The sequence below is a fragment of the Streptomyces marispadix genome (assembly GCF_022524345.1).
Taxonomy (GTDB): domain Bacteria; phylum Actinomycetota; class Actinomycetes; order Streptomycetales; family Streptomycetaceae; genus Streptomyces; species Streptomyces marispadix.
This window is the reverse complement of record NZ_JAKWJU010000002.1, coordinates 974,190-1,000,407: the sequence shown is the minus strand read 5'-3', so window position 1 is coordinate 1,000,407 and position 26,218 is coordinate 974,190. Positions and strand designations below refer to the sequence as shown.

The window sequence follows — 26,218 nt, the reverse complement described above, 5'->3', positions numbered from 1 at the left end:
TCGACTCGGCGAGGTGATTCACATCCGTACCGTAGGCCCGGGCGGGCGGCGGGCCTCAACCGCCCGCCGTCCGCCCGTACTTCAGATGCCCGAAGGCACGGCCGGGACCGCCGCGGCGGCATCCGTGGGTGCGCACCGCGACCGGCCCCCGGCCGTCTGTTCTCAGCGGTCGCCGAGCAGGTGGTGCAGCAGGGCGCCGCCGTCGGCGGTGCTGTCCGAGCCGTACGGCGCGGGCACGGCCGACTTGGCGTCCTCCGGGCTCAGCGGCTTCGGTTCGGGCAGCGCCTTGCAGGTGGCGTCGGCGTCACCGCCGCCCTTCGCCTTCGGCACCTTGCCCGTGGCGAGGTAGTCGGCGAGGTGGCCGTCCAGGCACTTGCTGCCGCTCAGCGTGATGCCGTGGTTGCCGCCGCCCTCTTCCACGACGAGGCTCGAATCACGCAGCTTGCGGTGCATCACGATGCCGCCCTCGTACGGAGTGGCGGCGTCGTCGGTGGCCTGGAAGAGCAGCACCGGCGGAAGCTTCTTGTTGGCGACGTCCACCGGCTTCTGGGACCCGACCGGCCAGAACGCGCAAGGAGCGTTGTACCAGGCGTTGTTCCAGGCCATGAAGGGTGCCTTCTTGTACACCTTCTCGGTGTCGCGGTGCCAGGTGTCCCAGTCGCGCGGCCAGGCCACGTCACGGCACTGCACCGAGGTGTAGATGCTGTAGCCGTTGTCGCCCTCGGCGTCGACGGCGCCCATCGCCTCGAACGCGTCGACGAGCGGAGCGGTGTCCTTGTCGTTGACGAACGCTGCGAAGGCGGCGGCCAGATCGGGCCAGTAGCCGTTGAAGTAGCCGCCGGGGATGAAGGTGTCCTCGAGTTCGGAGGCGCCGACCTTGCCGCCCGCGGGCTTCTTCGCCACGGCGGCGCGCATCTTGTACCAGGCCTCCTCGACGGCGGCCGGGTCCTTGCCGAGCTTGTAGTCGGCGTCGTGCTTGGCGACCCACGCCGCGAACGCCTTCTGGCGCCCGTCGAAGGCGTAGTCCTGGTCGATGTTGTCCTCGTACCAGACGCCGTCGGGGTTGACGATGCTGTCGAGCACCGCGCGGCGCACCCGGTCCGGGAAGAGCTTGCCGTAGACGGCGCCGAGGTAGGTGCCGTACGAGTAGCCGAAGTAGTTGATCTTCTTCGCGCCGAGGGCGGCGCGGATGCGGTCCATGTCCTTGACCGCGTCGACCGTGTTGATGTGCTTCAGCAGATCGCCGTGCTTCTTGCCGCAGGCCGCCGCGAAGTCCTTGGCACGCTTGACGTTTGCCAGCTCGTCCTTCTTGCTGGTCGGCACGGTGTCCGGCCGTACCGGGTCGAAGTGGCCGGGCTTGCAGTCGAGCGCCGGCTCACTCTTGCCGACTCCGCGAGGGTCGAAACCGATCACGTCGTACTGCGACGCGACCTTCTTCGGCAGCGACTTGGCGACGAAGCCCGCGAGAGTCAGCCCGCTGCCCCCGGGGCCGCCGGGGTTGACCAGCAGCGGCCCCTGCGACTTGTCCGCGGTGTGCTGAACACGCGAGAGTGCGATCTTGATCTTCTTGCCGTCGGGCTTGCTGTGGTCGAGCGGCACGCTGACCGTGGAGCACTGCAAGTCCGGGTAGTCCTCGGTGGCGCAGTCCTTCCATCTCAGCTTGCCTGCCGCGGTCTTCGACGTGCCCCCGTCGTCCGTTGCTCCGGCGTTCGCAGCCACCGGTATGGCTGTGATCAGTCCGGCCAGTACGACCGCGGCGCCGCCGTATACGGCAATCACGCGTCTTTTCATCCGAGCTCCAGTGGAGAGTCAAAGGCCGCACCTGACGCGGCCATACCGCATCGTGCAGCACAGGGGCCCCACTGGGGATGCTTCCGAGCAAAATATGCCGCTGCTGTGACCTGTAACGCAGCGGACGGGGTCGTGGAGGCGTATGGCGGGCCGCGACCAGGGGTGCCAACTGGCCTGTCCGGCAGGCGTGTTGAGCCTCCCGCACGCACCGTCGCACTGCTTTGCGGCTTATGCCGGTTAACGCTCTGCGGCCGCCGTACGACTGCTCCACGGCGCTACGGCTCTGGGCTTCGACCGCATGGCGCCACGGTCCTTCGCCTTACGACTCCACGGTCCTTCGCCCTACGGCTCTACGGTTCGCGGCGGCCCCGCCCGGCGCCGTCGGCGGAGTCCCCGGTGGCCTCGACGCCGCCGACCGTCCCGCTCATCCCGCTCGTTCCCGTAGCCCCGGCCGCCTCGCACGCGTCCGCCACCAGGGACTCCAGCCTGCCGCTGTGCGCGCCCCGCCAGTAGAGCCGGGAACAGGAGCGGCAGCGCACGAACGTGTCATAGGTACGCCGCGTGCCCGGCCTCAGCAGTTCGGCGATCTCGGACTTGGCAACGGGGGCGAGCGTCCCGTTGCAGGCCATGCAGCGTGTCCACGGCTCCAGGGGCGGCGCGAACCGGTCGAGCACGTCGAGGAGTTGGCGATCCGGGCGGGCGCCGCGCACATACGCACCGAGCCACAGCGCCCGGCGCAGCAGCAGGCCCCGGTCCTGGGTGAGCAGTACCCGGCGCCCGGCGTTGGCCTCGGCGACCAGCTCCTCGTCGGCGGCGTCGTTGCCGTACTCGGCGTCGAGGCCCATCAGCCGAAGCCGCCGCGCCAGCGCGCCCAGATGCACGTCGAGCAGGAAACGCGGCGGGCCCGGCCCGGGAACCGGCTGCGGGCGGGCGGCAGTTGCGACGTCTGCGGTCTCGCCGTCGCGCGGGCGGTAGGAGGGGCAGACAAGGCGCCGGTCCGTCCCCGCACCGGCGTCCGCCTCCGGCCCGTGCACCCGCAGCTCGCCGACCTCCGTCAGCGGTACGCCCAGCGACTGCACGACATGGCCGAGCGTCGACGTACCGTCGTACGGCACCGACGTGCCGCCGGGGCGGCGGTGCCGCGCGGCGAGGAAGAAGCGCAGACCGTCGTCGAAGCGGAGCCGGATGTGCCCCCGCGTCACGGTCTGTCGGACCGGGGAGGGGCGTCGGCGGTGGACGGAGTGGAACGGACGTCGAAGGAGCCGAGCCCCTCCGGCTCCTCCTCGTAGACCTCCACGTGCTCGACGCTGGCGGTCGGCGGGCCCTCGTGCGCCCAGTCGACGAGCTGCTCGACGGCGCCCGTCTCGCCTTCGAAGACGGCCTCGACCGTGCCGTCGGGGAGGTTGCGGACCCAGCCCTTCACGCCCTGTGCGGAGGCCGTCGCACAGCAGGTGTCGCGGAAGAACACGCCCTGCACACCGCCGGAGACGATCACACGCTTGCGGTACATCGGCCGGACACCTCCGGTGGAACATCCTGTCGACGCCGGTGGATCACTCCCAAGGATAGGGACATCGCCGACCGGCGAACCACCCGAGCGGGCCGGGCGGCGGCGCCCGCGCGGCAGCCCCCGGGCGCCCGGGAAGCGCTTGCGGCCTCCGTCGCGCCGCCGTGCCGTACGGGGCCCGGCACCTGGCGGTGAGGCCGCGCCATGCGGTCACGATGGGGGTGTGCGCCTCGAACCGATCACATGGGAACTCCTCACCCGGCAGCTCGCGGACCATCTCGCCGCAGACCTCGCCGGGCAACTCACCGGCCCTCCGGCATCCGCCCCGGCCGCCCAGGACGACGACCGCGCCCAGTGGCTGCGCGTCGCCGTCGACGGTGCGCCGCCCGCCGAACCCGGGGCGCTCGCGGAGCGACTGGCCGATGCCGTGCGCCTGCGCGGCATGCCCGCCCTCGTCGTCGGCACCGACGGATTCCTGCGGGCGGACTCCCTGCGCTTCGAGTTCGGCAAGCAGGACCCCGACGCGTACTACGACCTCTGGTACGACACCCAGGCCCTGTGGCGTGAGGTCTTCGCGCCGCTCGACCCCGGCGGGGACGGCAGGGTGCTGCCCGACCTGCGCGCCCCCACCGAGGACCGGCCCACCCGCAGCCCGTACGTGCAACTCCCGGCGGGCGGCGTGCTGTTGCTCCACGGGCCGTTCCTGCTGGGGAAGTGGTTCCCCTTCGATCTGACGGTCCATCTCGGGCTCTCCGCGAGCGCGCTGGAGCGGCTGACCCCCTACGAGGAGCACTGGAAGCTGCCCGCTTACGAGCGTTACGAGGACGAAGTCGCCCCGCAGCAGGCCGCCGACGTCTTCGTACGCTCCGACAGGCCGCAGCGCCCGGCCTGGAGCGGCCTTCCGGGGCGCGACTGACAGCGGACACGGGACGGGCGCCGCGTGCCTTGCGCCCCGCCCTCTGGCCCCGGCCCGTCAGCCGGGCGTCGCCCTCACCCGGGCACGCTCTCCGGCGCACCCGGCCCCCGCTCCGCCCGGCCGCCCGCCGCGACGACGGATGCGAAACGGCACGCGAGGCCGTGCCAGTTCCGTGCGGACTCCGCCTCGTCCGCTTCGGCCGTACGCACCAACTCGTCCCGGTCGAAGCCCTGTTCGCGCAACGCGTCGGCGTCCCAGCCCCGTACGGTCTCGGCCGTCGCCTCGGGGTGGAACTGCACTCCCCACGCCGACTCCCCTACGCGGAACGCCTGTACGGGACAGCGCTCGCTGCGAGCCAGCCAGTGTGCGTCCCCGGGAAGCCGGGTGATCGCGTCGACGCGGTGCTCCACCGCCTTCACCCGGGACGGCAGCCCGCCGAAGAGCGGATCGTCCAACGCCTCGGGCCGCAGCGTCACTTCGGTGCTGCCCGACTCCGGCAGCCCGTGTGCCGCCCGTACGGTGCCTCCGGCGACGTACGCGAGAAGCTGCGCGCCGAGACAGACCCCGAGCATCGGCACCGACGACTCCAGCGCCTGACGCACCAGCCCTCGTACGGGGGCGAGCCATGGCGCCCGGTCGTCGGCGTCGGGCATATAGCCGCCCCCGAGGACGAGCAGCCCCCGGTGGGCGTGCAGCGTCTCCGGCAGCCGGCCGCCGTCGTAGGCGTGCACGACCTCCAGCGCGAGGCCCTGCTCCCGCAGCCAGTCACCGAGACGGCCCGGCCCTCCGCCCGGGGTGTTCTGCACCACCAGGGTCCGTCCGGGAGCATCCGCTGCCATGCCTGCCCGCCTTCCGTCGTACGTCCGTTCCGGGACGGCGATAGGTTCCCGGCATGAACCATTCAAGCAACGTGACTCACGGCGGTGCACTCGGCGGGCCCGGCAGCAGCGGCCCTTCGGCGACCGAGGAGGTCGAGCCGCGCAAGGTCGGCAGGGTGCGCACGGCCTACGCCCCCGCCCCGGACGGCGACCCGGACCCGGGCGAGATCGTATGGACGTGGGTCCCGTACGAGGAGGACGACGGCAGGGGCAAGGACCGGCCGGTGCTGATCGTGGCGCGGGAGCGCCAAGGCACGCTGCTGGGCGTCCAGTTGAGCTCGCGGGAACACGACGGGGAGCGTGACTGGCTGCCGCTGGGGTCCGGCCCCTGGGACCGCAGCGGGCGTGAGTCGTGGGTGGGTACGGAGCGGGTGCTGCGGATTCATCCGGACGGGATGCGGCGCGAGGCGTGCGCCCTGGACCGTGCCCGGTTCAACCGCGTCGTTCACCGGCTCCAGCAGATATACGGCTGGCGCTGAGCTGCCCGCTGTGAACACCGGCCCGCGGCGAACGTTCGGCGTGAACTGACGGAGGCGGGGCGGGCGTTGGGGGCGGACCGGAGGCAATCCGGCGCTGCTCGGGCGCCGCTCGACGCGACCGCAAACGGTTGCCTCAAGCTTCAACGAATCGCGCGCACGTCTCCCCGGCGCGTCCTAGCATGAGTCCTCCGCACGTGTGTTGCCCATGTGACGGTCCTGTGGCCATGCACTCACCGCTTCCTGATGGGGGTGACGGACGATGTTCCGTACCGCCGCGGTCCAGCCGGAGTTTCTGACGTACGGACCGGTCACGCCCTTGCTGGCGTACGGCGTCGCCTGCCTGGGCTGTGGTGTCGGGCTGAGATGTGCGATGCGGGCCTCGGGCGGCCAAGCCCGGGGGCGTGCCGCGTGGTTGGCCATAGGGTCCGTCGCCATCGGCATCGGGATCTTCACCATGCACTTCGTGGCGATGATCGGCTTCAGCGTCGGCGAGGCGCCGATCGGCTACGACATGCTGACGACGTACGGGGTCCTGCTGCTGGCCGTCGTCGTCTCCGCCCTCGCGCTGTTCCTGGTCTCAGGTCGCAGGCACGCCTGGCTCGCGGTGCTCGGCGGGGGACTGGTGCTCGGACTGGGCGTCGCCTCCACGCACTACATGGGAATGATGGGCATGCGCGTGGCGGGCGCGGTCCGCTACGACTCCAGGATCATGGCGATCGCCGCGGCCCTGGCCGTCGTGGTGACGTCGGCCGCGCTGTGGGTCGCGACGCGGGTGGGGCACATGGGCGCCTCCCTCACGGCAGCGCTGACCATGGCGCTCGGCTTCATCGGGATGCACTACACCGGCATGGCCGGGATGTCGGTACGGCTGTTCAGCGACGACGGTGCCGTGGGCAGCTCGTCGCTGGGCACGCTCACTCCCGTACTGGTCGGACCGGTGCTGGTGCTGCTGCTCATCACGCTGTTCGTCAGCCTCGATCCGATGATGGAACGGGACGGCCGGCAGCAGTGGGGAACACGTCCCGGGGAAGGGACCGGCGAGAAGCTGGAGTGGGTCCCCTTCGAACGCCGCTGACCCGGAGGCGAGAGACCCTCGGGCAGCCGAGCCGGAAGGCAGGTGAACCGCGGTGGCCCCGAGCCCCGACGACCGACTGGCGGCGATGCCCGACGACTGGGAGCGCGCACTCGCCGTGGTCGCACATCCCGACGACATGGAGTACGGCGCGGCGGCGGCGGTCGCGGAATGGACCGCGGCAGGCAAGCAGGTCGCCTACGTCATGGTCACGCGTGGAGAGGCAGGCATCGACGGCCTGGAACCGGGAGAGTGCGCCCGGGTACGCGAGGCGGAGCAGCACGCGAGCGCCGGCAAGGTCGGCGTGACCGCGGTGGAGTTCCTCGGCCACCGGGACGGAGTGATCGAGGAGGGGGTGCCGCTGCGCCGGGACATCGCCGCCGCCGTACGAAGGTGGCGCCCGGAACTCCTCCTCACGATCAACCACCGGGAGACCTGGGGCCCCAGGCTGTGGAACACCCCGGACCACCGTGCCGTGGGCCGTGCCGTCCTCGACGCGGCCGGGGACGCGGGCAACCGCTGGATCTTTCCCGAGCAGTTGGTCCCCGGCGGGGACGGAACGTGGGACGGGGTGCGCTGGGTGGCCGTCGCCGGTTCGCCGGACGCGACGCACGCCGTGGCCGTGGGGGAGGAGGCGGTGGACCGTGCTGTCGCGTCGCTCTCCGAGCACCGCGCGTATATCGCGGCCCTCAGCGACGATCCCGTCGAGAGCTATGCGCGTTCGTTCACCGAATGGGCCGTGGGGCTGGGAGCGGAGCGGTTCGGCGGGCGTCAGTGCGTGGCCTTCGAGTTGTATCCACGGTGACTTCGACGGGCGGGCGGGGCGGCGGGCGCCCGGTGTCGCGCTGCACTGCGCCTTGGCGGCCCACGCCTTAGCGGCCCATACGCCCGGCGCCCGGCGTATCGGCGTATGGAGCACGCGCACCGCGTAGGCCGGCTCAGGGCGGCGTCGTGGCGCCGGGACGCACCAGACCGATGAGAGCGAGCCCCACCACCGGCAGCAGCGATATCGCCGCCAGCGCACTCAACGCCCCGTATCCGGCCGTCGATACGACGACTCCGGACAGGGCGCCACCGGCACCGGCCGCCGCGTTCATCGTCAGGTCGGACAGGCCCTGTACGGCGGCACGGGCAGGCTGCGGCACCGAGTCGGTCAGCAGCGCCGAACCGGAGACCAGCCCGGCCGACCAGCCGAGCCCGAGAAGGAAGAGCCCGATCCCGGACTGGACATGGTGGCCGCCGGCGGTGCCCGCGAAGGCCGCGGCACAGCAGATCAGCGCGGCGGAGAGCAGGATGACGGCGTGCCGTCCGAAGCGGTCGGCGAGCCAGCCCATCAGCGGCGAGAACGCGTACATGCCGACGATGTGGGCGCTGATCACCAGCCCGATCAGCTCGATGCCCGCACCGTGGTGACCGAGGTCGACGGGCGTCATCACCATGATCGAGACCATGGCGGTGTGCGCGGTCGCGATCGTCACCAGCGCCAGCCGCGCCCGCGAGGAGGCGGCGACGGCGGCGAACCCGGCGCGCAGCGAACGCTCCGCACTGCCGGTGTGGCCCTTCCCGGTCTCCGCCGTACGACCGGCGGCCCCCGCGGTTCCCGAACTCGCCCCGTCGCGCGGTGCGTCGGCGACCGCGGCCTCTGCCGGGCCCCCGGCCTCGGCGGGAGTCACCTCGCGTCCCGCGTCGACGGACCCCTGCTCCGCTTCCCCCGCCTCGGCGAGAGCGCGTGCCGTGAGCAGCGGGTCGGGTCGCAGCAGCAGATGTATGAGGACTCCCGTGACGAGGAAGACCGCCGAGCCCCAGACGAACGCACCCGCCGTCGCCGGTATCCCCAGTCCGGTGACCGTGTCCCCGGCGGGGGCAGCGATGTTCGGCCCGAGTACCGCGCCGACCGTCGTCGCCCATACGACCAGGGAGATCGCACGGGCCCGCTGCCCCGGTTCGGCGAGGTCGGCGGCGGCGTATCTGGCCTGGAGGTTGGCCGAACTGGAGGCGCCGAAGGCCGTCATGCCCGCCAGCAGCAGCGGAAAGTTCCCCAGCACGGCACCGGCTACGACGACCGCGCCGCCCGCAGCCCCGATGAGATACGCGACCGTCAGCCCGGCCCGTCTCCCGCGCGCCGCCATCAGCGACGCCAGCGGCAGGGACAGCAGCGCCGTACCGATGACGGACGAGGTCGAGGCGAGGCCGGACAGCGCCTCCGAGCCGCTGATCTCCTTCGCCAGCACGGCCGCCAGCGTCACGGCCGTGGCCACCCCCAGACCGCCGAGCATCTGACCGGCGACAAGCACCACGGAGGTACGTCGCCGTATCCGCGCCAGCTCGGCCCCCTGGGGAAGCGCGGCGCCACGGACGGCTGCCGTGGACGTGCCGGCGGCTCTGTCATCAGCTCTGTCAGCAGCGTCCGCGCTGTTGTCGGTGTCGGTCACGGCCCGCAGTCTGCCAGCCTTCCGCGCACCCGCCCACGGGGTTTCGCGCCCCGTCCGCAGGGCGCCGAAGCGGCCCGGACGGGAGATACGCGCTTCTCGCGGTGTACGCCCACGCTGCACGGCCATCAGAACAGCGGCTCCGGCAGCAGCCCCTCAAGGGCGAGCAGCGTGCGCTTCGTCTCCCGGCCACCGCCGAACCCGCCCAGCCCGCCGTCGCTTTCGACGATCCGGTGGCACGGCACGACGACCGGCAGCGGATTGGAGCCCATGGCCATCCCGACCGCCCTCGCCGCCCCCGGTTCGCCCACCCTGACGGCGAGATCCTGATAGCCCGCGGTCGCTCCGTATGGCACGGACGCGAGCAGCGCCCGAAGCACCTTCTCGTGGAAGCCGCCGGAGAGCGTCCAGTCCAGCGGAACGGTGAACTCGCGCAGCTCACCGCGGAAGTACGAGTCCAGCTCCGCAACGGCGGCGGCGAGAACGCGCCCGGCGCCCTCCGGCACTGTCGCTGCCGACGGCGCCTCGCCGACCGCCCCCGCAGGCGCCTTTCCGGGCCCGCGCCCTGGACCGGCGGGCTCGTCCACACGGACCGTCCGCGCCCCGAGCCGCCCCGAGAGCCGCGCGAGGGCCCGGTCCGCCGTGACGTCGTCGGCGTGGAAGACGACGTGGACCAGGCCCTCTTCGGTGGCGGCGAGCAGCAGGGGCCCGACAGGGGTGCCCCGCACCGTCCATGCGCAGGTGCGGGCCGTGGTGCTCGCCGTCGTCTCACTCATGCGGGAACCATAGAGGCACCCTCTGACAACGCGGTCTGGGACGGTCCGGGACGGGGAGCAGCGCCGGCGCGGAGGAGCGGTGCCGGTGCCTGCCGTCCTTGTGCGACGTCCCCGCGGACCCGGCACGGCAAGCCGTGCCGGTGGATCCCCGCGACCCGGAAGCCTCGGCCGCCTCAGCCGCCCGTGGCGTCCCGTACCACGTCCGGGAAGTTGCTGATGATGCCGTCGACCCCGGCCTTGGCCACGGTGCGCGCCGTCGAGGCGTCGTTCACGGTCCAGGTGAGGACTTCCATCCGCTCCCCGCGGACGCCCTTGTGCGAGTGCACCGCGTCGACGTAGTCCTTGGTCACCGCCGAGTGCGTGGGGTTGATCTGGTCGGTGAACTTCGCGTACGAGGCCAGTTCCGAGACCTTCGGATTGCCCAGGAACCCTGTCTTCACGCTGCCGTTGAGAGTGTGCGTCGTTTTGACGGAGTTGGCGTCGAAGCTCTGGATGATGAGCTTGTCCTTCAGATGCGCCCGGTCCGCCCAGCCCTCGCTCCGCAGCTCCCCGAGCGTCTGCAGTTCGATGCCGGGATACAGCTGCGGGGACTTCAGTTCGAGCAGCAGCTTCTGTCCGCTCTTGTTGATCTGCCGCAGGTACTGCTCGAGGGTGGGGACCTTCTCACCCGCGTAGGCGTCGCTGAACCAGCTTCCGGCGTCCAGGCGGGCGATCTCCTTCGCCGTGAAGTCGGAGACGTTCCACGGCGAGCGGTCCGGGTAGAGCTTCTCGACGTTGGTCGTGCGCGCGAGCGTGGTGTCGTGCATGACGACGAGTTCGCCGTCCTTGGTGCGCTGTACGTCGTTCTCGACCCAGTCGATGCCGAGCTTGTCGGCCTTGCGGACTGCCGCGAGCGTGTTCTCCGGCGCGTAACCGGAAGCTCCGCGGTGGGCGACGACGACGGGTGCGCCGTCGCTCGTGGTGTCCTGGCTGTCGGCCGCGTAGGCCGGGGAGGCGGTCAGTGTGAGAGCGGACATACCCAGGAGCACACCGGTAGCGGCGGCTACTGCACGGCGCATCGACATACGGGGACTCCTCGCGGTCGTGCGGACACTGTCGGCTAGAGGCTTCCCGTTGTGCGATACACGGAAGCAGAAGCGGAGTGTCTTGGGTGTGAACGGGGCGCGACGCCTGGGCCTCTTCCGGCGGGCTCGTTGTCAGTGGCGAGTCGTACGGTTGGCAGCATGCGGCCCGAGACTCAGATCGAACGCACGGTGGCGCCTTTCGAGGTCGTCAGCCCGTATCAGCCCAGCGGTGACCAGCCCACCGCGATCGCCGAGCTGGCGCAGCGCGTCAGCGGGGGCGAGAAGGACGTCGTGCTGCTCGGAGCGACGGGCACGGGCAAATCGGCGACGACGGCCTGGATGATCGAGAAGCTCCAGCGGCCGACGCTGGTGATGGCGCCGAACAAGACGCTGGCCGCCCAGCTCGCGAACGAGTTCCGTGAACTCCTGCCGAACAATGCGGTGGAGTACTTCGTCTCGTACTACGACTACTACCAGCCGGAGGCGTACGTCCCGCAGACGGACACCTACATCGAGAAGGACTCCTCCATCAACGAGGAGGTCGAGCGGCTGCGGCACAGCTCCACCAACTCGCTGCTGACCCGGCGCGACGTGGTCGTCGTAGCGTCGGTCTCCTGCATCTACGGTCTGGGCACCCCCCAGGAGTACGTCGACCGCATGGTGCCGCTCAAGGTCGGACAGGAGACGGACCGGGACGAACTGCTGCGTCGCTTCGTCGACGTTCAGTACACGCGCAACGACATGGCTTTCACGCGCGGCACCTTCCGCGTGCGGGGCGACACGATCGAGATCTTCCCGGTCTATGAGGAACTGGCCGTCCGCATCGAGATGTTCGGCGACGAGATCGAGGCGCTCTCCACCCTCCACCCCCTCACCGGAGAGGTGATCTCCGACGACGAGCAGCTCTACGTCTTCCCCGCCTCGCACTACGTGGCCGGTCCGGAGCGCATGGAGCGCGCCATCGCCGGAATCGAGAGCGAGCTGGAGGAGCAGCTCGCCTCGCTGGAGAAGCAGGGGAAGCTGCTGGAGGCGCAGCGGCTGAGGATGCGCACCACCTACGACATCGAGATGATGCGCCAGATCGGCACCTGCTCGGGCATCGAGAACTACTCGCGGCACATCGACGGCCGCGACCCGGGCACCGCGCCGCACACCCTGCTCGACTTCTTCCCCGACGACTTCCTGCTCGTCATCGACGAGTCGCACCAGACGGTTCCGCAGATCGGCGCGATGTTCGAGGGCGACATCTCCCGCAAGCGCACCCTGGTCGAGCACGGCTTCCGGCTGCCGTCCGCGATCGACAACAGGCCGCTGAAGTGGGAGGAGTTCCAGGAGCGCATCGGCCAGACCGTCTATCTCTCGGCGACGCCGGGGGCGTATGAACTCTCGCGCAGCGACGGCCATGTGGAGCAGGTGATCCGCCCCACGGGCCTCGTCGACCCGGAGGTGGTGGTCAAGTCCACCGAGGGTCAGATCGACGATCTGGTGCACGAGATCCGCATGCGTGCGGAGAAGGACGAGCGGGTGCTCGTGACGACCCTCACCAAGAAGATGGCGGAGGATCTCACCGAGTACTTCCTGGAGTTGGGCATCCAGGTCCGCTATCTGCACAGCGACGTGGACACGTTGCGCCGCATCGAGCTGCTGCGGGAGCTGCGCTCCGGCGAGTTCGACGTGCTGGTCGGCATCAACCTGCTGCGTGAGGGGCTCGACCTGCCCGAGGTCTCCCTCGTCGCGATCCTCGACGCCGACAAGGAGGGCTTCCTGCGCTCCGGTACGTCGTTGATCCAGACGATCGGGCGTGCCGCGCGCAACGTCTCCGGCCAGGTCCATATGTACGCGGACAAGGCGACCCCGGCGATGGAGAAGGCGATCGAGGAGACGAACCGCCGCCGCGAGAAGCAGATCGCGTACAACAAGGAGCACGGCATCGACCCGGAGCCCCTGCGCAAGAAGATCGGGGACATCGTCGCCGACATCGCACGCGAGGACATCGACACCGAGCAGCTTCTCGGCTCCGGTTACCGCCAGGAGCGACGGGGCGGCGCCGACCGTACGGCCAAGGGCAAGGCACCCACGCCGGCGAAGTCCGCGGGCCGCAAGGAGCGCGGCGCCGAGGTCCTCACCGACCGTCCCGCGAGCGAACTGGCGGAGACCATCGAGGAGATGACCGAGCGGATGCGTGCCGCGGCGGCGGAGCTCCAGTTCGAGGTGGCCGCCCGGCTGCGCGACGAGGTGTCGGAGCTGAAGAAGGAGCTGCGGCAGATGAGGGAGGCAGGGCTCAAGTAGGCGCCGCGGAGGCCCTGTTGGGAGCGGCCCGAGGGGGCGAGCGTGCGGGCGCGGAGCGTACACGGGTACGGGTGCGCGGCCCTCGATGTTGCAAGAGCGACACAAAGCCGTACGCCCTGACCGGGTGCTTCGCGTGCATGCGTAGGGTCGGAGCGTGACCGCCATCGCCGAGCGGATGGCAGAGAAAGTCGAGAGGGGTAGGCACGTGTCGGTGAACTTGTCCAAGGGGCAGGCCATCAGTCTTCAGAAGGAGGACGGCGGCAGTTTGTCGGCCGTGCGGATGGGGCTCGGCTGGAAGGCCGCCCCGCGCCGGGGGCTGTTCGGCAAGCGCAGCAAGGAGATCGACCTCGACGCGTCCGCGGTGCTGTTCGCGGACAAGCAGCCGGTCGACGTGGTCTTCTTCCGTCACCTCGTCAGCGACGACGGCTCCGTCAAGCACACCGGCGACAACCTCGTCGGCGGCGCGGGCGAGGGCGGCGACGACGAGGCGATCATGGTGGATCTACAGCGTGTGCCCGTGCACATCGACCAGATCGTCTTCACGGTCAACTCCTTCACGGGGCAGACCTTCGCAGAGGTGGAGAACGCCTTCTGCCGACTGGTGGACGAGACCAACGGGCAGGAACTGGCGCGCTACACGCTGACCGGCGGCGGCCAGTACACCGCGCAGATCATGGCCAAGGTGCACCGGCAGGGCAAGGGCTGGCAGATGACGGCAGTGGGGGCGCCGACCAACGGCCGTACCTTCCAGGACCTGATGCCCGCGATGGTGCCGCACCTGTGACGCCCGAGGGCGGCACGGACACACGGCGGACGACGCGGCGAACGGCAGGCTCGCCGCAGGGGCGTTGACACGACGCAGTGGCGGTCGTCGCCGGCAGCGAGAAGGGGGACGTAATGACGGCCGAGCTGGTACGGGGGCAGAACCACCCCTTGCCGGGGTCCCGGCTGGAGATCCGGGTGTCGGTCGAGCGACCGGTCATCGCCGGAGCCACGCTCAACGACCAGGACGGCAGGATGCGCGAGGAGAGATGGATAGCTCACCCCGCCCGGCCGCAGCTTCCCGGTCTTGAGGTGTCCCGCCAGGCCGCGGCCGAACACCGTCTCGCCGTCGACCTCGACGCCCTTCCCGAGGACGCGCACCGCCTCAACGTGCTGCTCGCCCTGCCCTCGGGGGACGGAGAGCCCACCCGCTTCGGCGAGTTGGCGGCCCCGTTCGTCACCCTGACCGGGCTCGACGGCGAGGGCATCGCGAACTGCACGCTCACCGGGCTCGACGCGGAGTCCGCCGTACTCGCCGTCGAGCTGTACCGACGGCAGGGCGCCTGGAAGGTACGCGCGGTCGGACAGGGGTACGCGGGCGGGCTCGCCGCGATGCTCGCGGACCAAGGTCTGCCCCACGCACAGGAGTTGGCGGCGACGATCAACGAGGCGGTCGCGGCGGGCAGGGCCAGGTCCGTCGCCGTGCCTCCGCCGCGCAAGGACGGCGAGCGGTCCCGCGAAGCCACCGTCGGCGGTGCCAGAGGCGCCGCCGACGGTGGCGCGGGCACGGCCGCCCCGAGCGACGGCCGCATCAGCTACCAGCATCCCAACCGAGCCTCCGCGCCGCCACCTTCACCCCCTTCCCAGACGGCGTCCTCTTCCGCGGAGACCGGTCCGGGCCCGGTCGCGGGCGGCCCGGCGGCTCCCTCACCCACGCCCGCGTCCGGGTCGTCCGGCCCGTCCGTGCCCCCGCCCTCCCCCGGGAAGGCGGCGGGCCCCCATGTGCCGGTCGCCGGGGACGCCAACGGCTGGACCATGGACGAGCGGCTCTACAACCAGGTCTGGGACATGTTCGAGGACCTGGCCCGTACGGTCGCGGCCTATCGCTCCGCGGTCGACTTCGCCGAGTCCCGCATGGAGCAGGAGCTGGACAAGGTCCTCTCCGACCCGCGCACCCGCGTCGGCCCCGCCGCGGACGCCGCACGCGCCGAGGCACGCACCAAGCAGGTGAGGCTCGTCGAGCAGGCCCGCGAGGTACTCGAACGCGACCTCGGTCAACTGCACGCGGAATCCGACGTGGTCGAGCCCGCGCTCCCGGCCGCGTACGCCCGCTGGGACAACCCCGTATGGCACGGCTACCGCCCGCCCGACCAGACACCGATGGCGATGCGCCTCGGCGACCTCGGCCTCCCCGAGAGCGCCGGGCTGCGGATCCCGATGCTGGTGCGGCTTCCGCTGGAGCGCGGCCTGTGGATCGACAGCGGAGGTCACGGTACGGGCGGTTCCTCCGGAGCGGGCACGGCCGCCGGCTCGGTCATAACCTCCGACGAACTGCGCCGCCTCGCCGCGGAGACCGCGACGGCCGTGGCCGCGCGGCTCGTCGCGGTGCACCCGCCGGGCGACTTCACGCTCCATGTGATCGACCCGGCCGGTTCCGCGTCGGCGGCGCTGGCGCCGCTCATCGACAGCGGCGTACTGCCGGGGCCGCCTGCCGCGGGCGCGGCAGGAGTGACCACCGTGCTCGAACAGCTCACCCGCCGCGTCGACTTGGTGCAGATGGCGGTCCGCAGCGGAGCGGTCGACTCGCTGCCGCCCGACCTCGACACCGCCGAACAGCTCCTGGTCGTCCATGACTTCCCTCATGGGTTCGACGACCGCGCCGTCACACAGCTTCGCTATATCGCCGATGAGGGGCCGTCATCCGGCGTCCATCTGATGATGGTCGCCGACCGCGAGGACGCCGCCGCCTACGGGCCCGTGCTCTCACCGCTGTGGCGTGCGCTGCTGCGGATCACGCCCGTTCCGGACGATCACCTGGCCGATCCCTGGGTCGGTCATCACTGGACGTATGAGCCTCCGTTGGTGCCGCACGGCAGCCGAGTGCTGACGCAGGTGCTGAGCCAGGTCGCCTCCGCACGACGCCCCTGAGCCCCGCTCCCTGACTTCCGACCACATATCCCTCTGCCCCCGATCTGCCCCCGACCCCGCACCCGGACCTGAGCCGGTACGAGACCGAGGCCCCCTGAACAGCGCTTCTTTACGTTTATTTGGTACTGCTTTACGCTTCCTTGAGCGGAGGGGAGTACTCCCGACTTCCACGCGGCGTGCCCGTCAATACGGACCGGACCCGACCGGTCCCGGGGCGCCGGCCCGGACGCACCGTGCGACGGCGTGCGCCAGGTGGAGGAGACCTCCGGCCGATGCGAGCACGCGAGCCGGAGGATGCGTACATGGACGTCTCCCTGAACCTTTGGGCACTGACGATCGTCGGTCTCTGCGCCCTGATCGCCGTCGACTTCTTCATCGGCGGCCGCAAGCCGCACGAGGTCTCCCTCAAGGAGGCCGGGGTGTGGACGACCGTCTGGATCGCCCTGGCGGGAGCGTTCGGGCTGGGGCTTTGGCTCTTCGGCACGCCTCAGGCGTCCGGTGAGTTCTTCGCCGGGTTCCTCACTGAGAAGTCGCTCAGTGTCGACAACCTCTTCGTCTTCGTCCTCATCATGGCGAAGTTCTCGGTACCGGCGGCGTATCAGCAGCGGGTGCTGATGGTCGGCGTACTGATCGCGCTGGTGCTGCGAGCCGTCTTCATCGCCGCTGGCGCCGCGATGATCTCGGCGTTCTCCTGGGTCTTCTTCATCTTCGGCGCGTTCCTCATCTGGACGGCCTGGAAGCTCATCCAGGAGGCACGCCAGGGCCACGAGGAGGACGAGTACGAGGAGAACCGCTTCCTGAAGGCGGTCGAGCGCCGCTTCCCCTCCACCGACCGGTACCACGGCACCAAGCTGTTCGTCGTCGAGAACGGCAAGCGGCTGATGACTCCCATGCTGATCGTGATGCTGGCCATCGGATCGACGGACGTCCTCTTCGCGCTGGACTCCATCCCGGCGATCTTCGGCCTCACAGAGGACCCGTACATCGTCTTCACCGCCAACGCCTTCGCTCTCATGGGGCTGCGCCAGCTCTACTTCCTCATCGGCGGCCTGCTGAAGAAACTCGTGCACCTGTCGTACGGACTGTCCGTCATCCTCGGCTTCATCGGCGTCAAGCTCGTGCTGCACGCACTGCACGAATCCGGCGTGCATGTACCGGAGATCAGCATTCCGGTGTCGCTGGGCGTCATCTGCGCCGTGCTCGTCATCACGACGGTCACAAGCCTCGCCGCCACCCGCAGGCAGGAGAGCGAGAAGACGGACGCCGGCGTCTGAGCGGTGCCCGCCACGGGTGCCGCCCCGGTGCCGCCTGGCACGGTCCGTCCTGATCCCGACCGCCCCTACGGGAGGCGGTGCCGACCGCCCGGCCTGTCCGACTCCGGCCGGGCGGCGGCATGTCGGCGCACGAACCACTGATTCGCGCCGAGGCTCAGCGGGCGATGGTCACCTGCCTCTCCGCCCGTTCACCGGACACCTCCACGGCGAGCGTGACCGTCCCGGGCCGGTGCGCCGTGAGAGTACCGGTGCGCGGATCGTACGAAGCCGCACAGCGCGTCCGCACATCGTCGGCGGCGGACCGTCCGCCCTTCACGCAGAGATTCCCGGACCCGGACCAGTCCGCGCTGACGGGCCATCCCACCGGCACCTTCCGCGCCGACTCGCCGCTGCCCTGGACGACGGTGGCCGACGCCTGTGCCGACTCGCCCACCCGCAGCCCGTCCGGTACACGCATCGTGAGCGCGTCGACATGTGGCCTGGTCTGCGCGGCGATCCAGTCCCGGCCGCCCCGCGCGTCCCCGTGTGCCTGGTCTCCGCTCGTCTGGCCCGCACGTCCCTGGTCGACGCCGAGCAGTGACCAGCCGGTGAAGCCGCCGCTGCCGGGTGGTGCCGCGGGCGCCTTCCCGGAGTTGCCGTTCACCAGATACGGGACGCCGCCGACACGGGACGCGTCGAACACCCCGACGTGCGATCCCACGAAGGCGGCGCCCTTCCCCGAGCGGGCGCGGAAGCGGCTCAGCCAGTCCTCCAGCAGATCCGCCTCCATCCGGTCCGTCAGCCGGCTCGCCTGCTGCCCCGTCGGATCGCGTGGCGGCACATGCTCTACGACGACCACCGAGGAGACGGACGGATCATCCGCCGCGTCGTCCAACTGCCGCCGCAGCTCCTGGAATTGGGCGTAGCCCCCGCCCCGGATCGTCAGCGAGGAGGTGTCGAGCGTGACGAAGCGCGTGCCCTTGTGGTCGAACGTGCGCTGCGCCGGGCCGAATTCGGCCGTGAAGTCGGCGATGCTGCCGCCCATCACCTCGTGATTGCCCGGCACATAGGTCCACTCGACCGAGTCACCCAGTTCCTCCTCCAGCACCCGCCGGGCGAAGCGGAGGTCCTCCTTCGAGCCCTCGTCGACCAGGTCTCCGTTGACGATCACGAAGTCCGGGCGGGCGGCGCGGATCTCCCGCAGGGTGCGGCGCGCCTGCCGTACCACCGCGCTGTCCGGGTCACGCGCCACGAACTGCGCGTCCGATACCACCGCGAACCGCCAGTCCCGTCCGGCCACATCGGCCGCCGTGGAGATCAGCGGATCGTGCGGGCGGGCGCTCTCGGGCAGTTCGACGTCGGGCGGCACGCGTGCCGTCAGCTCGTCCAGTACGACCTCACCCGCGTACTGTTCGGCGGGCCTGGTCTCGGCGAGATAGAAGCGGTGCAGCCGAAGCGGATAGGTCACTGTCTCCGGGACCTCGAAGGTGACCTGCTGCCATCCCTCCTCGGTGAGATGCTCGCCGCGCAGCACCTGGTCCGTTCCGGCCGCGTCCTTCAGATGCAGCGACGGCCACGCGCCCTTGCCGTCGCTCTTGATCCACATCGTGAAGCTCGACGGCTGCCCCGGTACGGGCACTTCCTTCGGCGGGGTGGCATACGCGGCGCGTGTGGCGGTGGAGCGGCCGAAGTCGTACGTCATCCTCAGCCCCATGCCCTCCCGGCCGTTCGGATCGGCCGCGAGGGAGCCCTCGGCGCGGGCCGCGCTGAACTTCCAGTCGGCCGCGTCGTCGAAGCTCGCGGTCTTCTCGTCGTGCAGTCCGACCGTGACGGCGAGCCTCGTCTTGTGCCCTTGCACATCGACGGTGACGATGCCGGACCCCGACTCCTGCGGCCTCGCCTTCACGGTGAAGCCGCCGGAGGCGTCGTCGGGCGAGACCGAGAAGAGCGAACTGTCGTACTCCAGGCGTGCGTCGGCCGGATCGACCGGCGCGCTGGTGCCGCCCGCGTCGAAGCCGACGATGCCGAAGGAGCCCTCGTCGGCGCCGTCGGCGAGGCCCACCCGTTCATGTGTGGGCTGGATGCGCGACAGGCCCCCGACGACCGACAGCCGCGTCGACCCGTCCGCCTCGCCCTGACGGGCTGACACCCGCGTCGAGCCTGCGTGGCGTGCGTGGAAGACACCGCTGCCGTCCACCTTCCCGACGGCGGGACGGGAGGCCGACCAGCGCGGGTCGCCTTTCGCCGGGCCGTAGGACTCGTCGTAGCCCGCGGCCGTCAACTTCCGTGTCAGGCCGGGGAAAACACGCTCCGGATGACCCACGGGCATGTTGTCGGCCGTGGGCGCGGACTTCGGATCGGCGGCGGTCTCCACCCAGAAGTCCCTCAGCTCCCCGCTGCCCTCAGGGGCCGTCAGCGCGAGGCCGTTGGGCACCTCGCGCTCCTCACCGTCCGACGGCGAGTTCTCCAACTGGGGCTTCTCGGCGCCCGGTTCGCGTACGAGAAGGGTGGACGACCCGCCGCCGTCCAGATTGAGCGCGTTGTAGGCGCCCAAGTCCCTCATCATCAGGCCGAGTTCGGTGAGCGTCACACCGCCTGAGGCGGCCTGGCGTCCGTCCACCGAGATCACATGCATGGTCGTGCCGTCCTTGGAGAAACCGACCGCCGTACGCGGCGCCGCCTCGTTGTTGGGCCTGCCCTCCCAGTTCTGCGCCTGGCCGTCGACGACCAGCAGGCCCCGGCCGCCGACCGCGGTCCTCGGCGCCGCGCTGCCGTCTGCCGTACGGGCGTGGTACTCCAGCGATACGCGGTCGCCGGCCTTCAGCGCGTCGAGGGACTTCGCGGCGGCGTCACGCCCGATCAGCACGGTGGTGCCGTCGGCGATCGGCCCGCTGCCGGGCTCGTCCAGCACCTCCGTGACGCGGCCCTGCCGCAGCCGCACCTCCGTCGAGTCGGGGTCGCGGTCCGTGGTGAGGTCCCGGTCGGCGCTGCCCCAGCGGGAGTTGTACGCGCCGACGCCGTTCTCGGGGACGTTGGCCGCGTTGTACGCGGTCAGCGGCTGCTTGCCCGAGGGCAGGGTGAGGGTGCCCTCGAAGTAGAGACCGAGGACCCGGCCTGCCGCGTCGGGACCGAAGCCGAGCGCTTCCGAGTTGCCGGGGGCGGGGGAGTGCGTGACGTGCCCGTCGCGGATGCCAGGACCCAGCGGCGCGCCGGTCTCGTCTATGTCGAAGAAGTCCGCGTTGAAGGCCGCCACGGTACGGCGGCCCTTTCCCGGGTCGTACGAATCGGCCAGTTCGCTCAGGGGTTTACGGGTCGAGACCTCACCGGAGGAGAGGTAGTCGGCGCGGGTGCCGCCGTCGGCTTCGCCGTCTTCGCTGCTGCTTTCTCGGGTCTCGCCGCTCCCGTGGGTTTCGCTGTTCTCTCCGGCCGTGCGGCTCTCACCGGCTTCGCTTCGGGAGTCACCGCCGCTGCTGCCGCTGCCGAGCTTCATGCTCAGAGCGTCCGCCCGCAGCCACTTGTCGGACTCCAGTCGCTGAAAGGACGTCAGCCGGGTGCCCGGTGCGACGGGGCGGCTGGTACGGGAGAGTTCCATGCCGTCGCCGTCCGGTATCCCGGCCGGTACGGCAGCCGCTGCCGTCTGTGCTGCGAGGTGTGTGGCGCTGGTCCGTGTCGTCGTCGCTGGTGTGGGTGTGGGGGGCTGAAAGGCCGCCAGAAACGAAAAGGCCGTTACTGCCGTGAGCAACGACCGGGCGAGGACTCTTCTGCGTACGTTGACTCGTATCACAACATCCCCTATGAACACGGCTGTTGCGTACGCTTTTGCGCACAGCGCCGCAAAGCGTCTCAGCGCACTCCAGTCCGCACCAGACGGCGGGAAGAAATTCGACGAAGACGGAGAAACCCCGTTTTACCCGAGAGAAGGCCCGGTTGAGCCGAGGCTCAACCGGGCCTGTCGCTGTGGAACGCGAACCGGCAGCAAAATCCGGGGACTTCGCCGAGCTGCGCGGCGGGGCGCACGTTCACCGGCCGCGCGACCGCGCACGGCAGCACTGCTGTGCTGTCGCCGTGCCGACCGCGCGGTGCCGTGCCTATGCCCGTGGTCGCGTCGTGCCGTGCTGTGCCGTGACTACAGCCTTCGACGTCCGCTGCTACCGCTTCGTCTTCGACGTCCGCTTCCGCGCGCCGCCGCCCGCAGCGCCGCTCGCACCGCCTGACGCTCCGCTTCCCGCCGTGGTGCCCGCCGCCCTGCTCCCGCCCGTACGGCGCCGGGCCGTTGACGGCGGCGCGTCGCTCACGCGGTCGCCCAGCACGTCCCGCAGGAACTTCCCCGTATGGCTGGCCGGAATGGCCGCCACCTGTTCCGGCGAGCCCTCGGCTACGACGAGACCGCCGGCGTATCCGCCCTCCGGGCCCATGTCGACGACCCAGTCCGCGGTCTTGATGACGTCCAGATTGTGCTCGATGACGATGACCGTGTTGCCCTTGTCGACCAGCCCGTCCAGCACCGAGATCAGCTTGCGGATGTCCTCGAAGTGCAGCCCCGTCGTGGGCTCGTCGAGCACGTACACCGTCCGGCCCGTGGAGCGTTTCTGAAGCTCGCTCGCGAGCTTCACCCGCTGCGCCTCGCCGCCGGAGAGCGTCGGCGCGGGCTGCCCCAGCCTTACGTAGCCCAGGCCGACGTCGTTGAGCGTCCGCAGATGGCGGGCGATGCCGGGCACCGCCTCGAAGAAGTCCATCGCCTGCTCGATGGGCATCTCCAGCACCTCGGAGATGTTCTTGCCCTTGTAGTGGACCTCCAGCGTCTCGCGGTTGTAGCGCGCGCCGTGGCAGACCTCGCACGGCACGAAGACGTCCGGGAGGAAGTTCATCTCGATCTTGATGGTGCCGTCGCCGGAGCAGTTCTCGCACCGGCCGCCCTTGACGTTGAAGGAGAAGCGCCCCGGCTGGTAGCCGCGCACCTTCGCCTCCGTCGTCTCCGCGAAGAGCCTGCGCACATGGTCGAAGACCCCCGTGTACGTGGCGGGGTTGGAGCGCGGCGTACGGCCGATCGGCGACTGGTCGACATGCACGACCTTGTCGACGAGGTCGTCGCCGTCGACCCGGGTGTGGCGGCCCGGCACCGACTTGGCGTTGTTCAGCTCCCGTGCGAGGTGGGTGTAGAGGATGTCGTTGACGAGGGTGGACTTGCCCGATCCGGACACGCCCGTCACCGCCGTGAGAACGCCGAGGGGGAAGGAGACGTCGATGTCGCGGAGGTTGTTCTCCCGGGCGCCGCGCACCGTCAACTGCCGCTCCGGGTCGGCGGGCCTGCGCACCGCGGGAAGCGGGATGCTCTTCTTCCCCGCCAGATAGTCCCCGGTCACCGAATCGGCCTTCGCCAGAAGCTCCTTGAGCGGGCCGCTGTGCACGACCTTGCCGCCGTGCTCGCCCGCGCCGGGACCGATGTCGACGACCCAGTCGGCCGCCTTGATGGTGTCCTCGTCGTGCTCCACGACGATCAGGGTGTTGCCCAGGTCCCGCAGCCGCACCAGCGTCTCGATCAGCCGGTGGTTGTCGCGCTGGTGCAGTCCGATCGACGGCTCGTCCAGCACGTAGAGCACACCCACCAGACCCGAGCCGATCTGCGTGGCCAGCCGGATGCGCTGTGCCTCGCCGCCGGAGAGCGTCCCTGCGGCACGGTTGAGCGAGAGGTAGTCGAGTCCGACGTCGACGAGGAAGCGCAGCCGCTCGTTGACCTCCTTCAGCACCCGCTCGGCGATCTTCTTGTCCCGGTCGCTGAGCGTCATCTCCCGCAGGAAGTCGGCGCATTCGCTGATGGACATCGCCGAGATCTCGGCGATCGACTTCCCCTGCATCGTCACCGCGAGCACGATCGGCTTCAGCCTCGTGCCCTCACACGTGGGGCAGGGCACCTCGCGCATATAGCCCTCGAAGCGCTCCCGGCTGCTGTCGGTCTCCGCCTCCTGGTGCCTGCGCTTGACGAAGGGGACGACGCCCTCGAACGCCGTCGTATAGGCCCGCTCCCGTCCGTAGCGGTTGCGGTAGCGCACCTCGATCTGCGTCTTGTGGCCGTGCAGCAGTGCCTTCTTGGCGCGCTGCGGCAGCCCGGCCCACGGGATGTCCGTACGGAAGCCGAGCGCGTCGGCGAGTGCGCCGATGAGACGGCCGAAGTAGTCACGCGTGTGCCCGTGCGACCACGGGTGCAGCGCGCCCTCGTCCAGCGACTTCTCCTCGTCCGGGACGATCAGCTCCGGGTCGACCTCCATGCGCGTGCCGATGCCGGTGCAGTCCGGGCAGGCGCCGAAGGGGGAGTTGAAGGAGAAGGTGCGCGGCTCCAGCTCCTCGAACGACAGGTCGTCGTACGGGCAGTAGAGGTGCTCGGAGAACATCCGCTCGCGCTGCGGGTCGTCCTCGTCCAGGTCGACGAAGTCGAGGATCACCATGCCGCCGGAGAGGCCGAGCGCGGTCTCCACGGAGTCGGTCAGCCGCCGTTTCGCGCTCTCCTTGACGGTGAGGCGGTCGACGACGACTTCGATCGTGTGCTTCTCCTGCTTCTTCAGCTTGGGCGGCTCGGAGAGCTGGATCGTCTGCCCGTCGACGCGGGCGCGGCTGTAGCCCTTGGTCTGCAACTCGTTGAACAGGTCGACGTATTCGCCCTTGCGCTCCCGCACCAGCGGCGACAGCACCTGGAAGCGGCTGCCCGGCTCGAGGTCCAGCACCCGGTCGACGATGGCCTGAGGCGACTGCCGGGCGATGGGACGGCCGCACTCCGGGCAGTGCGGCTTGCCGATGCGGGCGAAGAGCAGCCGGAGGTAGTCGTAGACCTCGGTGATCGTGCCGACCGTGGAACGCGGATTGCGCGACGTCGACTTCTGGTCGATGGAGACCGCGGGGGACAGGCCCTCGATGAAGTCCACGTCGGGCTTGTCCATCTGGCCGAGGAACTGCCGGGCGTACGCGGACAGCGACTCGACGTAGCGGCGCTGCCCCTCGGCGAAGATCGTGTCGAAGGCGAGCGAGGACTTGCCGGAGCCGGACAGGCCGGTGAAGACGATGAGCGAGTCGCGCGGGAGGTCGACCGAGACATTCCGGAGATTGTGCTCGCGAGCGCCACGGACGAGAAGACGGTCAGAGGCCACGCCGGTTGGCACCTTTCGTGTGAGAAGCAGGGTGCCCCGACTGCGCAGGAGCCCCCCGCTCAAGACTAGAGGCGGTGTCGTCCGAGTGTGTCCCGGACCGTAGCGGTACCGCCCTCAGAGCTTATAGCACGTGCATTCGATTCTGAGCCTTCCTTCACCATGTCTCCCTCGCGGGAATTCCGCGCCGTTTCCGTGGCTTGCGCCGTCTTCCACCCGGAGGAGGCGCGGGGCTAGCTTGGGGATCATGACGCAGTCAGCGAATCCCGCCCCCTCCGCTCCCGACCCCGTCGCCGACGCCGCCGCCCTGCGGGGAGCCACCGACAGGCTGCTCGCCGCGGTCGGGCAGCTCGACGACGCCACCGCGTCCAAGCCCTCGCTGCTGCCCGGCTGGACCCGCGGCCACGTGCTGGCCCATCTCGCCCGCAACGCCGACGCCTTGATCAACGTCCTCGCCGCCCGCCCGATGTACGACAGCGCCGAGAGCCGCGACGCCGACATCGAGCGCGACGCACCCCGCAGCGTGGCCGAGCACCTCGTCGACGTGCGCGACAGCGCGGCCCGCCTCGACGGTGCCTTCGCCGCACAGCGCGACTCCGACTGGGAACGCACCGTAGAGCTGCGTAACGGCGTGACGGACCGGGCGTATTCCCTGCCGTTCCGGCGCTGGATCGAGGTCGAGCTGCACCATGTCGACCTCGGCGTGGGCTACGCCATGGACGATCTGCCCGCCGCCTTCATCGAGCGCGAACTGGCCAACATGGCACGGCGCTTCGCCGGTCACCCCGGCATCGGCGTACCCGTCGAACTCCGTACGGAGGACGGTGTGAGCTGGCGTACGGGCGCGGCCGAGGACGGCACCGCCAAGACCGTCGTCGTCGCCGGAAGCCCCACGGCCCTGGTCGCCTGGCTCACCGGCCGCAGCACCGGCACGGGCCTGTCCGCACGTGACCCGCTCCCGCAACTGCCCGCGCTGTGACGCGGCGCCGTCCTGGCGCCCGCCCGCGGCGGGCCCCCTAGGGTGTCCCCATGGCTTACACCGGAGAGGTGCAGGTCGGGGGACCTGCCGACGTGCACGAGCTGACCGACCTGATGATCTCCAAGGTCGCGGTCGGCTCCATGAACAACAACGCCTATCTGCTGCGCTGCCGCAGGACCGGCGAGCAACTGCTGATCGACGCCGCCGCCGAGCCGCAGACGCTGCTCGAACTCATCGGCTCCGACGGCATCGCCTCAGTCGTCACCACCCACCGGCACGGCGACCACTGGCAGGCCCTGGCCCCGGTCGTCGAGGCGACGGGAGCGCGCACCTACGCGGGGCGCTACGACGCGGAGGGCATCCCGGTCGCCACCGACGTCCCGGTCGAGGACGGCGACACCGTGCGCGTCGGCGAAGTCGCCCTGACGGCCCGCCATCTGACGGGACATACGCCCGGCTCGATCACCCTCGTCTACGACGACCCGCACGGCCACCCCCATCTCTTCACCGGCGACTGCCTCTTCCCCGGCGGCGTCGGCAACACCCATGACGACCCCGAGGCGTTCGCCAGCCTCCTCGACGGCGTGGAGACCAAGCTCTTCGCCCAACTCCCCGACGAGACCTGGGTCTACCCGGGCCACGGCGGCGACACGACCCTGGGTGCCGAGCGCCCGCATCTGCAGGAGTGGCGCGAGCGCGGATGGTGACCCGCGGGGACCGCGCCCCGGGCTGACGGGGC

General features: G+C 70.5%; 19 protein-coding genes. 10 read left to right on the top strand and 9 right to left on the bottom strand.

Going from position 1 to position 26,218, the window contains the following annotated elements; all coding sequences use genetic code 11:
• Positions 1 to 162 precede the first annotated feature (162 nt).
• The 3 genes from MMA15_RS04380 to MMA15_RS04370 all read right to left on the bottom strand — a co-directional run bounded on the left by MMA15_RS04380 (position 163) and on the right by MMA15_RS04370 (position 3,301).
• On the bottom strand, positions 163 to 1,791 hold the full coding sequence (locus MMA15_RS04380) for an alpha/beta hydrolase (RefSeq protein ID WP_241057639.1): 1,629 nt from the start codon (positions 1,789 to 1,791) through the stop codon (positions 163 to 165).
• A gap of 350 nt (positions 1,792 to 2,141) precedes the next feature.
• Positions 2,142 to 2,993, bottom strand: coding sequence for a Mut7-C RNAse domain-containing protein (locus tag MMA15_RS04375; RefSeq protein WP_241057637.1), 852 nt, complete (start codon positions 2,991 to 2,993; stop codon positions 2,142 to 2,144).
• Entirely contained in the window at positions 2,990 to 3,301 is a 312-nt protein-coding gene (locus tag MMA15_RS04370) for an acylphosphatase (protein WP_241057636.1), read from the bottom strand. Before MMA15_RS04370 ends, MMA15_RS04375 begins: the two co-directional genes overlap by 4 nt.
• A gap of 220 nt (positions 3,302 to 3,521) precedes the next feature.
• Here MMA15_RS04370 and MMA15_RS04365 point away from each other — a divergent pair, with 220 nt between their 5' ends.
• Positions 3,522 to 4,214: a nucleoside/nucleotide kinase family protein gene (locus tag MMA15_RS04365; protein ID WP_241057635.1), complete on the top strand. Its 693-nt coding sequence runs from the start codon at positions 3,522 to 3,524 to the stop codon at positions 4,212 to 4,214.
• A gap of 74 nt (positions 4,215 to 4,288) precedes the next feature.
• On the opposite strand, the gene MMA15_RS04360 is transcribed toward MMA15_RS04365, so the two are convergent.
• A complete protein-coding gene (locus MMA15_RS04360; protein ID WP_241057633.1) occupies positions 4,289 to 5,053 on the bottom strand; it encodes a type 1 glutamine amidotransferase in 765 nt (254 codons plus the stop codon).
• A 53-nt stretch (positions 5,054 to 5,106) separates the two neighbouring features.
• Between MMA15_RS04360 and MMA15_RS04355 the strand changes: the two genes are divergently transcribed.
• The 3 genes from MMA15_RS04355 to MMA15_RS04345 all read left to right on the top strand — a co-directional run bounded on the left by MMA15_RS04355 (position 5,107) and on the right by MMA15_RS04345 (position 7,448).
• Positions 5,107 to 5,571: a type II toxin-antitoxin system PemK/MazF family toxin gene (locus MMA15_RS04355; protein WP_241057632.1), complete on the top strand. Its 465-nt coding sequence runs from the start codon at positions 5,107 to 5,109 to the stop codon at positions 5,569 to 5,571.
• A gap of 259 nt (positions 5,572 to 5,830) precedes the next feature.
• On the top strand, positions 5,831 to 6,646 hold the full coding sequence (locus tag MMA15_RS04350; protein WP_241057631.1) for an MHYT domain-containing protein: 816 nt from the start codon (positions 5,831 to 5,833) through the stop codon (positions 6,644 to 6,646).
• An 85-nt stretch (positions 6,647 to 6,731) separates the two neighbouring features.
• Positions 6,732 to 7,448, top strand: a complete 717-nt coding sequence (locus tag MMA15_RS04345) for a PIG-L deacetylase family protein (protein ID WP_241062979.1) — start codon at positions 6,732 to 6,734, stop codon at positions 7,446 to 7,448.
• A 133-nt stretch (positions 7,449 to 7,581) separates the two neighbouring features.
• On the opposite strand, the gene MMA15_RS04340 is transcribed toward MMA15_RS04345, so the two are convergent.
• The 3 genes from MMA15_RS04340 to MMA15_RS04330 form a co-directional block, all read right to left on the bottom strand.
• Positions 7,582 to 9,075: an MFS transporter gene (locus tag MMA15_RS04340; protein WP_372498174.1), complete on the bottom strand. Its 1,494-nt coding sequence runs from the start codon at positions 9,073 to 9,075 to the stop codon at positions 7,582 to 7,584.
• 125 nt (positions 9,076 to 9,200) lie between these two features.
• Positions 9,201 to 9,848, bottom strand: coding sequence for a methylated-DNA--[protein]-cysteine S-methyltransferase (locus tag MMA15_RS04335; protein WP_241057630.1), 648 nt, complete (start codon positions 9,846 to 9,848; stop codon positions 9,201 to 9,203).
• Between the two features lie 173 nt (positions 9,849 to 10,021).
• A complete protein-coding gene (locus MMA15_RS04330; RefSeq protein WP_241057629.1) occupies positions 10,022 to 10,912 on the bottom strand; it encodes a glycerophosphodiester phosphodiesterase in 891 nt (296 codons plus the stop codon).
• Between the two features lie 159 nt (positions 10,913 to 11,071).
• On the opposite strand from MMA15_RS04330, the gene uvrB reads away from it, so the two are divergent.
• From uvrB to MMA15_RS04310, 4 genes are all read left to right on the top strand, one after another.
• Positions 11,072 to 13,201, top strand: a complete 2,130-nt coding sequence (gene uvrB / locus MMA15_RS04325) for an excinuclease ABC subunit UvrB (protein ID WP_241057628.1) — start codon at positions 11,072 to 11,074, stop codon at positions 13,199 to 13,201.
• 205 nt (positions 13,202 to 13,406) lie between these two features.
• Positions 13,407 to 13,985 (top strand): TerD family protein, encoded by a 579-nt coding sequence (locus tag MMA15_RS04320; protein ID WP_241057627.1) that lies wholly within the window; start codon positions 13,407 to 13,409, stop codon positions 13,983 to 13,985.
• 113 nt (positions 13,986 to 14,098) lie between these two features.
• Positions 14,099 to 16,111 (top strand): TerD family protein, encoded by a 2,013-nt coding sequence (locus tag MMA15_RS04315; protein ID WP_241057625.1) that lies wholly within the window; start codon positions 14,099 to 14,101, stop codon positions 16,109 to 16,111.
• Positions 16,112 to 16,413: 302 nt separating this feature from the next.
• A complete protein-coding gene (locus MMA15_RS04310) occupies positions 16,414 to 17,385 on the top strand; it encodes a TerC family protein (RefSeq protein ID WP_241062977.1) in 972 nt (323 codons plus the stop codon).
• Between the two features lie 154 nt (positions 17,386 to 17,539).
• On the opposite strand, the gene MMA15_RS04305 is transcribed toward MMA15_RS04310, so the two are convergent.
• Positions 17,540 to 20,956, bottom strand: a complete 3,417-nt coding sequence (locus MMA15_RS04305) for a phosphodiester glycosidase family protein (protein WP_241057624.1) — start codon at positions 20,954 to 20,956, stop codon at positions 17,540 to 17,542.
• 556 nt (positions 20,957 to 21,512) lie between these two features.
• Positions 21,513 to 24,515, bottom strand: a complete 3,003-nt coding sequence (gene uvrA, locus MMA15_RS04300) for an excinuclease ABC subunit UvrA (protein ID WP_241057622.1) — start codon at positions 24,513 to 24,515, stop codon at positions 21,513 to 21,515.
• A gap of 232 nt (positions 24,516 to 24,747) precedes the next feature.
• Here uvrA and MMA15_RS04295 point away from each other — a divergent pair, with 232 nt between their 5' ends.
• Complete coding sequence (locus MMA15_RS04295; protein ID WP_241057621.1) at positions 24,748 to 25,479, top strand: maleylpyruvate isomerase family mycothiol-dependent enzyme; 732 nt, start codon at positions 24,748 to 24,750, stop codon at positions 25,477 to 25,479.
• Positions 25,480 to 25,529: 50 nt separating this feature from the next.
• Entirely contained in the window at positions 25,530 to 26,186 is a 657-nt protein-coding gene (locus tag MMA15_RS04290; RefSeq protein WP_241057619.1) for an MBL fold metallo-hydrolase, read from the top strand.
• Positions 26,187 to 26,218: the final 32 nt, after the last annotated feature.